The following is an 11,989-nucleotide window of genomic DNA, read 5'->3' on the forward strand; positions in this document are numbered from 1 at the left end:
TTAAAACAAAACTGGTCAATTATAAAAAAGAAGGGAAAATGGATAAATTAAGTAAGTTATTTAGTGAGTTGTTAACCAATTCTGATAAATTAGAGCGTTTTAATTCAGGCTCGAGCACGGGCGAAATTGCTAGCAATAAACAGAGCATGTTGAACGAATTGGGAGTGAAGCATGCGGAAGAGATAATTGGGATGGCTACCCAGAATTTGCAAAAAATAATGGAGAAAGAGCTGGCTCAAAAAACCGATGATGATTTAGAAACAACAATTTGTGGACTGATTGCGAAGCAAATACTAAAATATCCAGAACGGATAGCAATTATCGATGGCGAGACCAAAATTGACTATAAAGGTCTTATGAAACGGGCTAGTGAGGTTGCTGGAGAGCTCAAGAGCCGTGGGATAGAACCAGGCTCGTTAGTCGGGGTGTGTATGAACCGCTCTTGGGAACTGGTAGCTGCTCTAATTGGTGTGATGCAAGCAGGATGTGCATATGTACCGTTGGATCCCGCATATCCACAAGATCGGGTCCGATATATGTTAGAGCATTCTCATGCTGTGGCAGCTATCGTGGATAATGATAGCTCTGCCAAGCTATGCAGTGAAGTGCATGAACTATTGTGGATCAATACATTGGGTGATCATACGGATAGCTCGGTACGACCATCTGCGAACGATTTGGCATATGTCATCTATACCTCGGGTTCAACAGGACGCCCAAAAGGGGTTGCTGTCGAGCACAGAAGTATTGTGTGCTTGAGTCAGTCAATGCGCACTCTATTCAGTGATGAAGAGCTGAAAGGGGTGTTTGCTGGTGCCTCCGTGTGTTTCGATACTTCGGTGATGGAAATTATGGGCACTTTGTCGTTGGGTGGCACAATAATACTAGCGAAAAACGCCCTTGAGCTGACCAAACTTCCTGCAATAGATCAGGTGAGAACATGCGTAATGGTTCCATCGTTAATGCAAGCATTGCTCTCTACAGAAAGATTGCCTAAGGGTATACGATGTCTGGTTTTTGGAGGCGAAGCGCTCAAACGCTCACTGGTTGAACAAGTTTATCAGCAAGAGCCAGGCCTCCGTGTATTAAACGCATATGGTCCTACCGAAGATACCGTTTTTTCGACCATTGCCGAAGTCCCTTCTGGTACCAAGGTTGTTACGATTGGCAAGTCGGTGCCAAACTCGCGTTCGTATATTTTGGATGATGCTATGCAACCCGTTGCTAATGAGGTAGCTGGGGAATTGTATCTTGCAGGAAGTAAGCTTGCGCGTGGGTACTTGTACGAGGAAGTGCTTACCAAGGAGCGTTTTATCGAGATGGAACCGAGTGATTTGATTCCAGATAATCGGTTGTACAAAACAGGCGATTTGTGCAGTTGGACAGAAAATGGAGAGATCGAATTTCTTGGTCGAATCGACCAACAAGTAAAGGTCAGGGGCTTTCGAATAGAACTTGAAGAAATTGAATCGACACTTGAATCGATGCAAGGTGTGGACGCCGCGGCAGCTGCAGCTGTTGAAGGAGGTATTGGTCAGAAGATACTAGCGGTTTATATTGTCGCTCGGGATAAAACGGTAACAGAGGCTAGAGTCAAATCCTATTTATCAGAACGACTACCAAATTATATGGTTCCTCAAGTTGTGAAACACCTAAAGGCACTGCCTCTTTTACCCAATGACAAACTTGATCGCAAGAAACTCCTGAGCCTGGAAGAGGAGGTGTGTTTTGAAAAAGGTGCAGTTGCATTAAGCCTAGGTGCTGATCCAGTCAATAGTACCAGCAGTTTCATACAACGTTTGGTAGGTTCAAAAAATGAAAAACAAGCAGCGATACTGTCGATTATTCAGAGCGAGGTAGCTTCTCTCCTTAAATTATGTAATTCAGCTGACGTATTGCCAGACCGTTCATTCGATGGTCTTGGCCTCGACTCCCTAAGTACATTGGAGTTCAGTAGTCGACTCACCAAATTATTGGGTCAAAAGTTGCCAGCTCATGCGATATTTGAACATCCTACCCCAAATGCTCTGGTCAGTTATATTATCAATACGATGGGAAGTGGCTCCGATAACCGCTCAGCAGATAAGCTACCTACTGTGGCAACCGATACCCTTGCTAGCTTCCAAACACATATTCAGTCCAGCCATCCGACATTTCAGGCTGCTAAAGCGCCCTCATGGAACGTCACCGATAAGAGCAAGCTGGTTCAAGAAGTTTTGCGCATGGTGAACGACAATCGTAGAAACCCCTATAGTAAGGTATTGCGAACGGGAAGTGCCACCAGGGGCATCGTTGGCGATGCCTACAATGATGAAGAACAAGAAGCAGTTATATGGACGACCAACCTGTATCTTGGCTTGAACCGTGACCAGAATGTCATTGAGGAAGCGTCCATCGCCTTATCGCGTTTTGGGACCGGAATGGGTACCTCTGCCGCAGCCTCAGGTATGACCAATCAACACCTGGAGTTCGAAACAGAGTTTGCTGATTTAGTAGGAAAGCCCAGCGCTTGTCTGTTTCCGACAGGTTATACAGCCAATGTTGGAGCGATTGCAGGGCTTCTAGGGAAAAACGATGTTATCGTTATCGATCAGCTCTGTCACGCATCAATTGTTGATGGCGCTCGTCTATCCGGTGCAACTATTAGAACGTTCCAACACAACAATGCATCTGACCTGATAACTGTCCTTGAGTCGGAAGTGTCACCCTATCGTACTATTCTGGTGGTTCTAGAAGGCGTGTATAGCATGGGCGAAGGCGCTGCACCGGTTGCAGAAATAGTGCACACGGCAAAAAAATATAATGCACTCGTTCTAGTGGACGAAGCGCATTCTTTTGGCTTTTACGGTGAAGGTGGGGCAGGCATTTGTGCCGCTCAAGGCGTTACTAAAGACGTGGATTTCATCATGACAACACTCAGCAAAGCGTTAGGTAGTATTGGCGGAGTTGTTGCAGCTAGCCAGGAGCACATTGACCTTTTGAAGTCGTCTTCCAGAGCCTACATTTTTCAGGCTTCCATTAGCCCAGCAGATATGGCAGCAGCACTCACTGCATTAAGACGCCTCCGTTCCGATGACGCATTGCGTGAGCGACTGTGGAATACGACTCGTTACATGCGTCAGCGATTCGAAGATGCAGGGTATGATCTAGGAACTGGAGACGGACCTATCGTCACTCCTCATTTTAGCGATAAGGATAAACTTTTCGCTATAGTACAGGGCTTATTTAAGCGTGGCGTTCAAACATCGGCAGTGACCTATCCAATTGTGGAAAGCGGAAGAGGCCGCTTAAGGCTCATTTGCTCAGCCGCTCATACAAAAGAGGACGTGGACAGGACGTTGGAAGCTCTCATAGAAGCAGAACGTGAAGTAGATGAACAACTCAAGGTAACACTTGATGAAACAAGGGACTCAAACATAACGCACTCTGATATCGAGGTCTGGGCCAATGCATTCTCTTCTTACTTGAAAGAATCGATAGCTGAAGTTTCAGCTCTAACCCCAAACCTCACTATATCTGTTAGTGCTTCTGAACAGTCTGAGCCAATTACAATTATGTTTAAGGACGGAGACGTGACTTTGAAAGCTCATAAGATTTTCGATTTACCTTCCTGTTCGTTGCTTCTTACTGAGAGGGCTGCATTTTCCGCTTTGCAGTCATCTGATGTACAAGGATTACTTCATAGCATTTGTAAAGGGACCTGTGTACTAAACGGACAAGTAGAGGTATTTATATGGCTTATTGGGCGAATCGTAGATCAGCGACAGGATACACATGCTCATGCTAATTCGTAGCGAAGCAGGTAGGAAGCATTTGTTAATTAAGTTCAAGGTCCGCTCTTCCGCAAATTTCGTTGCGGAAGAGGAATCCTGCTCTCCCCACCAAAAAAGTCCTAATGAAAATTAGGACTTTTTTTATGCTCTAAATTTAGCCATTGATCCATTTTAAATAAGTATTGGATCTTTTAAAAAACACCCATAAATTTTAAGTAGGGAGTCATAAGTTTTTCATCAAAAACAGGAGGTGTTAAATCAGTATCTTCCAGAAACTGTTTTGTATTGGTTCTGTCATAATAATAAGTGTTTTCATAAGCTTCTACTAAAGATTTACCTTCATGAACATCTTCTGTAAAAAGACTAAGCAAAGGATATATAGGAACATTGTTATCATATTTCCATCGATTGAGCCATTGGTGATATTCTATCCCTTTTAAATTCATACCGTAATATTCATTCATCTTAGCACAAAAATCCGTTAGAGATACATCATTTTCAGCCAGGGGGGAAAGATGAAAATTTAAACCTACTGCTTCTTTCTTTTTACTAATGTGCATAATGGCTTTACACATATAATCTACTGTTGTCAATTCATCTTTTAAACCCATCACTAGCGGAAATGATTTTAGCTGAATACAGCTTCTTATGAGCGCTCCCCACCACTGATTCATTACAGTTGCACCAGAAGTACCGTGACATACCGCAAAACCAAGTCTGAAATTTATAATAGGAAGTCCTTTTGCTTTTGCCTTTTCGGCAATACTTTCCATTACCCATTTGCTTTTTATATAGCCTAAATCACGTGAAACTGCCGCCATGTTCTGTTCTATTGCATCATCTTCATACATCCATGTTTTCTTGGTAAAAGGCCTTCCCCAGCTAAAAACACCCATTGAGGATAGCAACACCAGAAATTTTATTTTTGATGTAACAGCCAGATCAATAATATTGTGAAGTCCGTCAATATTCGATTTTTTAATCAACGGATAAGGCTGGACATAACTAACTGAACTTCCCGAATGATATATAACATCTATTTCGTTTGCAATAAAATGGTAAGCCAGATTTTCTATTCCAAAACGATACAAAGATAAGTCTCCTATAATGGCCATAATTCGGCTATCATAACTAACAGACCACGAAAGTTTAAATTTTGCAAAAGTACTTTTAATACGTTCCAGCCCGTCTGCGGCAGAGGAAGCTCGTACTAAACAATATATTTTTGCAGATGTATGACGCAGAAGTTCTTCTAATAAATGAGACCCGACAAAGCCAGTTACTCCCGTTAAAAAAATATTCTTTGGATTATTCAATATAGCTGTATCAGGTATTTCATTGATACTAAAATCAATATGCAGTTCTGAATCCTCAATTAGCTCCTTGATCATTATTTGAGCCTTTGTCTTCTGTGAAATCTCCGTTTCATGCATACGTTTATCAATTTCTTTTACAAAGGCAGAAATAGTGGTAAAAATGTAAAGTTCCGGTAAAGTGATTTTATTTCTTACAGGTTCCGGAAGAAGAACATGAAGCTGGGCGAGTAATAAAGAATGCCCTCCCAAGTCAAAAAAATCATCTTCATCTCTAATATTTTCTATCGAAAGAAGCTCTCTCCAGATATGCTTTACAACTTCATTAAGGTTATCTTCTTTCCATTTCGGAAGCTTACTGTTTTTTACTTGGTTTTCCGGAATTTCCAAAAGTGCCTTATCTATTTTTCCTGCATGTGTCAAAGGCATTTTATCGACAATAATAATTTTATCAGGAAGCATGTATAAGGGCATTATCTGCTGTAATTTTGTTTTAATGCTTTGCAAAGATTTTACTTCATCATCATGAATAGCAGCAAGCTGAATAAAGGCAATAAGCATGGGGAGTCCATTTTCTTTTTTTTGAACTTTAACAGCCGTTTTTACAATCTGCGGCAATTTTGCCATATTATGTTCAATTTCTGCAAGTTCAATACGGTAGCCCCTAATTTTAACCTGATCGTCTTTTCTGCCATAAAATTCGAGATTTCCATCGGGCCTTTCCAGCACCATATCTCCACTTTTATAGATAATTTTATTGCCTTTTAATTGATCTAAAAACCATTCTGGAGCTTCGATAAAAGCTTTTTTAGTATCGTCTGGCCGGTTTAAATAACCCAATGCTAATTGAGAACCGCCAATATAAAGTTCCCCAATGATTCCTTTGGTTACAGGTTTCAGATTTTCATCTAAGATTAATAATTTTACATTAGACATAGCAGAACCAATAATTCTTGGATTTGTTTCCTCTTTAAACTCATAATTGCTTACTGCAACTGTCGCTTCTGTCGGTCCATAACTATTTATTAAACGTATTTTTTTGTACCAGGATTTCACAATGCTTTCACTGCAGGCTTCACCGCCAATTGCAATAGTCTTTAGATTCCCTATTGGTTTATTTAAAGGAAGTGAAGCCAATACCATTGGAGGCATCAAAGGTACTGTATCAATATTATGGGCAGTAATAAATTCTAAAAGCGGTTCGCCGACAATTTTATTATTAGGATATAAGTAAATGGAAGCACCTTTAATAAGAGGTGTCCAGATATCTATTACAGCAGCGTCAAAACTAGGAGAAGCGAATTGCAATGTGATACTATCAAAAGACAAATCTAAAACCTCTGCCTGTTCCTGCACAAAATTATAAAATGACTGATTTGCTATAACAACTCCTTTTGGTGTTCCCGTGCTTCCTGAAGTATAAATAATGTAAGCTGGATTTTGTGGTAAGATTTCAAGAGTGATATTACCGGCAGTTATTTTTTTATATCCATCATCCTGAAATAAAAGGTCCAATGCTATACTTTTAATTTCATTGTTACCAAGTTTTTCCAAATATTTATTAGTGGTCAGCAAGAGATCAATTTTTGAATCTGTAACCATTAGATGCATTCGGATTTGAGGTAATTCGCCATCGATAGGCAGATAGGCAGCTCCTAATTTTAAAATGGCTAAAAAAGCAATAATACGATCTGCCGACTGCGGAAGACATACTCCTACTTTTCCTTCTTGCTTAATACCCTGAGTTTGTAAATAACGTGCCAACTGATTCGCTCTTGCATTTAGATCTTTATAAGTGATTTTCTCACCATTATCCACAATAGCTAATTTATAAGGATTGTCATGAGCGATTTTCTCAATTTGCTTCACAATACTGACTTCATTATCATGAAAACTACTTTTAAGAATATTGTTTTTCAGTTCATTACTAGAGTTTGTTTTTTTTTTTCATGGAGCAAAATTTTATGTTAGAAATAATTATTTAAAAAACTACTAAACAACATATTGCTTTTTTTAACATTAAAAAACGCATATCTAAGGTAAATAAAAAATATCTTATAAATAAAGTATCAATATAATATAATTTAAAATTAACACACTGTAAACAAGTAACTTAAACAGCACTATACTAAAAATGCCTTGAGATTCATTATAAAGAAGTTGTTCAAAAAGAACACTTTAAATTACTTAAAAAATTAGTGTTTGTGTTTATGCCAAAATCTTGTCAACACTGGTTTAAAAAACAAATGCAGGCAATATTTTGCGTTTAAAACTTAAAGTTAGAATCCTGGTCCCCCCACAAAAAAAGTCCTAATAAAAATTAGGACTTTTTTTTATGCGATGTATTGTTATGAAATTAAAAAAACAGGGATGATGATCAAAAGTTCACTATTTTGCAAAAGATGATGTAATCTAATCTCTAAAATTAATTTATTTAACTCATAATAGAACTATTTTGTGTTAAGCATTAACAGCCGCTTTAACCTTTCGCTCTTTTTCCTGAGCATCTACAACGGCAACAGCAGCCATATTCACCATTTCTTCTACACTGGCTCCTAGTTGAACTATATGTACTGCTTTTTCAAGTCCCATAATTATAGGTCCAATAGATACCGTTTTATTAAGCTCTTTTAATAGCTTGTATGTAATATTAGCTGAATCAAGATTAGGAAAAATCAACACATTTACTTTTTTACCATTGAGCTTACTGAAAGGAAACTTATTGGCAAGCATATCAGGATTAAGAGCAAAATCGGCTTGTATTTCTCCATCTACAATAATATCAGGGTGATTTTTATGAAGATAAGCCACCGCTTCACGTACTTTTACAGCACTCGGATCCTGAGACGAGCCAAAATTGGAGAAGGATACCATAGCTATAACCGGTTCAACACCAAACATTCGTGCCATACTAGCTGTCATTAACGTTATACTAACCAATTGCTCCGCCGTTGGATTTACGTTTATAGCCGTATCGGAAAGAAAAATAGGTCCTCTGCCTGTAAGCATAAGGTTTGTTGAAGCAATTTTGTCGATACCCTCCGAACGTTCTATTAATTGCAACATAGGCTTAACCGATAGTGGATAACTTCGTGAATAACCCGTTATCATGGCATCGGCATCGCCATGGTTTACCATCATAGCAGCAAAATAGTTACGCTGTGTCATCATCTTTTCTGCATCGAGCTGGCTAATACCTCTATACCTGCGTTTCTTCCAAAATTCATCAGCATAGGCTAATAATCTCGGATGACTTGATTCTAACCTGGGATCAATAATAGTTACTTCATTCTCAAAGCCTATTTCTCTCTTAAGTTCTTCAATACTATCACGATTACCCAACAATATTGGTTCACCAATACCTTCTTCCATCACTATCTGCGCCGCTTTTAACACGCTAAGCTGATCAGCCTCGGCAAATACTATACGTTTTGGTGCGCTCTTGGCACGATTGATTAAAAGACGTGCAGCTTTGTTATCGTTACCCATTCGATCCAGCAATTCTTCTGTATACTTCTCCCAGTCGGTAATAGGCTTTTGTGCCACACCGCTATCCATCGCAGCTTTCGCAACAGCGGGTGCCACCACAGCTATAAGTCTTGGATCAAAAGGTTTGGGGATAATGTAATCTCTGCCAAAAAGTAACTTTGTTTCGCCATACGCAATGTTTACCTGCTCCGGCACTGGTGACTTAGCAAGTGCTGAAAGAGCGTGTACCGCAGCCATTTTCATAGCTTCATTTATCTTAGTAGCTCTTACATCGAGTGCACCACGAAAGATATAGGGAAAACCCAATACATTGTTCACCTGATTAGGATTATCACTTCGTCCGGTTGCCATAATAACATCGCTACGAGTAGCAACTGCCATATCATAACTAATTTCAGGAGTTGGATTGGCCATAGCAAATACAATAGGGTCATTTGCCATACTCAAAAGCATTTCCGGTGAAAGAATATTACCTGCTGATAAACCCAAAAACATATCGGATCCTTTTATAGCTTCTGCCAATGTTTTTTGTTCTCCGGGCTGTGCATAAAGAAGCTGAAGATCTAAAAGATCTTTACGGCTTTTCACTAACATACCTCCAACATCAAACATGGTAATATTTTCTACTTTAACACCCAGTGAAACATACAGGTTAGTACAGGCAAGTGCAGCTGAACCTGCTCCCGATACCACAATTTTCATTTCATCCAGCTTTTTACCTGCAAGCTCGGCGGCATTAAGCAATGCTGCAGATGAAATAATGGCTGTCCCATGCTGATCATCGTGCATTACCGGTATGTTGAGTTCTTCAACTAAGCGACGCTCAATTTCAAATGACTCCGGAGCCTTTATATCTTCAAGGTTAATACCTCCAAAAGTTGGAGCTATATTTTTAACTGTCTGTATAAAAGCTTCTACATCTTTTGTATCCACTTCTATGTCAAACACATCAATATCACTAAATATCTTGAATAACAAGGCTTTACCTTCCATTACAGGTTTGCTGGCTTCCGGACCTATATCGCCAAGTCCTAACACGGCAGTACCGTTCGATATTACTGCTACAAGGTTACCCTTTGCTGTATAATTGTATACTTTATTTATATCTGCTGCAATTTCAAGACAGGGTTCTGCTACACCGGGCGAATAGGCCATTGAAAGATCTCTTTGTGTAGCGTAAGGCTTAGTAGGTAGTACCTGTATTTTACCAGGTTGAGGCTGAGCGTGGTATAATAATGCCTCTTGGCGCTTGCTGTCTTTGTTCATAAGCTAATGTACTTAATATTGGATTTTATTGTTTAGTAGGTATTGTTTTCTTTGGAAAATTAAAAAAGGTACTGGTAAGTATTGGTACAAAAAATATAGCAACAGTAAGGGCTGATATTCCTATATCTGCTGCATGGCTTCCTAAGAATTTGCTGAATGCAGTTTCAGGGTAAAAATGTTCATATAAAGATAATGCCAGTTTGATCCCTAAAATGGCAATTACTACAAAAGCGGCTGTTTCCAGAAAATTGTATTTTGCCATAAGCCCCACGAACCAATGTGCTATAAAACGCATCGCCAAAATACCTATGAATACGCCGATGCAAACCAGTATAATATTGGGTGTAAAAGCCACAGCTGCAAAAACATTATCTATTGAAAAAGCCATATCCATAAGTTCTACAAGACAAACTGTAGCCCAAAAATGACCTATCGTACCCACCGTAATACGGTATAACCAATTACCTTCTTTATTTATTTTTTCTTCTTCTCCTCCTTCTTTTTGCTTGTCTTTATACCAAGCGTATACCAGATAAAGCAGGTAAAGTCCTCCGATAGGCTTAAGCCACCAGATAGCAATAAGTGCCGAAGCAAATAGCATGGCAATACCTCTAAAAATATAAGCTCCCCAAATACCGTATTTAAGCGCTCGATCACGTTGGTTTTCAGGCAAGTCCATTACCATTGTAGCCAATACAGCTGCATTATCTACTGAGAGTAGGCTCTCTATAAGAATAAGGTTTCCAATAATTGCCAGGGATGTACCGGGATGTGCAATAATATCTTGCCAAAGGCTGTTAAAAGTAGTAATTAAATCAGTCATTTTTATTTTATATAGTTTTAAAGAATGGTGCCTTAATGGCGTATTTATTTTGATATAGAAAGGTCTATTTCGGGATTTGGCTCAAAGTCTTTTTCATATTTAGAAATAAGTATAACAGCTACACCATTTCCTATAAAATTAGTTATGGTACGTGCTTCATTCATAAACTTATCAATACTAAAAAGAAGTGCCAAGCCTTCTAAAGGAAATTTATTTAGTGTGGTAAACGTTATGGTAAGGGCTATAAAACCGGATCCCGGTATTCCCGATGCTACTTTTGATGTAACCATAATAACCAACCCTATGGATATGATATCTTGAAAAGTAAGCGGTATATTAAACAACTGAGCAACAAACAAGGTACATACAGGCAAAAATATAGAGGCACCGGCAAGGTTAAAAGAATAGCCTAACGGTATGGAAAGACCTACAACAGCTTTACTGCACCCCGCTTTTTCAAGCTTTGAAACAATTAGAGGAAATGCTGTCCTGGATGATGATGTACTAAAAACAATAAGCAGTTCTTCTTTAATATAATTCAAAAACTTCCAAAGACTTATGTTGTAATAACGCAGTAAAAGCCCCAGTACTATAAATATGAAGGAAGCCATTGTAATATAAGTAGTAGCCAATAGTTTACCTAAAGGTAAAAGGCTATGAATACCAAATCGAGAAACGGCATAAGCCATTCCGCCAAAAGCAGCAACTGGTATAAGCAAAAACAAGTACATCAGTATTTTATACAAAAAATTCATGATTTTTTGCAGGACACCAACGTATTTTGCCCGACCTGGTGAGAGACTAAGCAAAACACCAATGACAACAGCTAAAAGTACCACGACAAGCGGACGGTTAAGTATTATAAAATTAAACCAGCCACCATCAAGTGGTTCTGTAGCTGTAAAATGTTTCGGCAAAGCTACATCCAAAAGACTTTTTTTGATCTTGCCCGGTTCTATAAATAGCGCTGCCAATATCCCCATTATCATGGCGACAGTCGTTATTATTTGAAAATAAACTAGTGCCTTAAGCCCTACACGGCTTACTTTTTTAAGATTATCAATACTACTTACACCTATAATAATAGTCAAAAATATTATGGGCTGTATAAGCGGTTCAATAAGATATAGAAATCCACTACCTAAAAAATCAAGCTGAATCCCCTGTTCCGGATAATAATGACCTACCGCAATTCCTAACAACAATGCCAAAGTAACATAAGCTGCTAAATTTTTTAAATACTTTTGGGGTATTCCGGTACTTACGGGGATTTGTTGTGTGCTATTCATTTTTTAAACCTTACTCATTAAATTCCGTTGTAAAGG

General features: G+C 39.0%; 5 protein-coding genes. 1 reads left to right on the top strand and 4 read right to left on the bottom strand.

The window, feature by feature from the left end; genetic code table 11:
* Positions 1-38: 38 nt before the first annotated feature.
* Positions 39-3,794 (top strand): amino acid adenylation domain-containing protein, encoded by a 3,756-nt coding sequence (locus tag B0A66_RS14445; RefSeq protein WP_089050558.1) that lies wholly within the window; start codon positions 39-41, stop codon positions 3,792-3,794.
* A 170-nt stretch (positions 3,795-3,964) separates the two neighbouring features.
* Here the strand turns inward: B0A66_RS14445 and B0A66_RS14450 are convergent, their stop codons facing one another.
* The 4 genes from B0A66_RS14450 to B0A66_RS14465 all read right to left on the bottom strand — a co-directional run bounded on the left by B0A66_RS14450 (position 3,965) and on the right by B0A66_RS14465 (position 11,953).
* Positions 3,965-6,955 carry an amino acid adenylation domain-containing protein gene (locus B0A66_RS14450; RefSeq protein ID WP_244283497.1) on the bottom strand — a complete coding sequence of 997 codons (2,991 nt, stop codon included), beginning with the start codon at positions 6,953-6,955 and terminating at the stop codon, positions 3,965-3,967.
* Positions 6,956-7,546: 591 nt separating this feature from the next.
* Positions 7,547-9,841 (bottom strand): NADP-dependent malic enzyme, encoded by a 2,295-nt coding sequence (locus tag B0A66_RS14455; RefSeq protein WP_089050560.1) that lies wholly within the window; start codon positions 9,839-9,841, stop codon positions 7,547-7,549.
* A 25-nt stretch (positions 9,842-9,866) separates the two neighbouring features.
* Positions 9,867-10,664: a DUF475 domain-containing protein gene (locus B0A66_RS14460; RefSeq protein WP_089050561.1), complete on the bottom strand. Its 798-nt coding sequence runs from the start codon at positions 10,662-10,664 to the stop codon at positions 9,867-9,869.
* Between the two features lie 44 nt (positions 10,665-10,708).
* Positions 10,709-11,953 carry a cation:dicarboxylate symporter family transporter gene (locus B0A66_RS14465; RefSeq protein WP_089050562.1) on the bottom strand — a complete coding sequence of 415 codons (1,245 nt, stop codon included), beginning with the start codon at positions 11,951-11,953 and terminating at the stop codon, positions 10,709-10,711.
* Positions 11,954-11,989 lie beyond the last annotated feature (36 nt).

This window comes from Flavobacterium hercynium (assembly GCF_002217285.1).
GTDB lineage: Bacteria > Bacteroidota > Bacteroidia > Flavobacteriales > Flavobacteriaceae > Flavobacterium > Flavobacterium hercynium.

What these genes read in the sequence shown, in the direction of transcription:
- B0A66_RS14460 (WP_089050561.1), bottom strand. Translation starts at nt 10,664, where the DNA reads ATGACTGATTTAATTACTACTTTTAACAGCCTTTGGCAAGATATTATT.
- B0A66_RS14465 (WP_089050562.1), bottom strand. Translation starts at nt 11,953, where the DNA reads ATGAATAGCACACAACAAATCCCCGTAAGTACCGGAATACCCCAAAAG.
- B0A66_RS14445 (WP_089050558.1), top strand. Translation starts at nt 39, where the DNA reads ATGGATAAATTAAGTAAGTTATTTAGTGAGTTGTTAACCAATTCTGAT.
- B0A66_RS14455 (WP_089050560.1), bottom strand. Translation starts at nt 9,841, where the DNA reads ATGAACAAAGACAGCAAGCGCCAAGAGGCATTATTATACCACGCTCAG.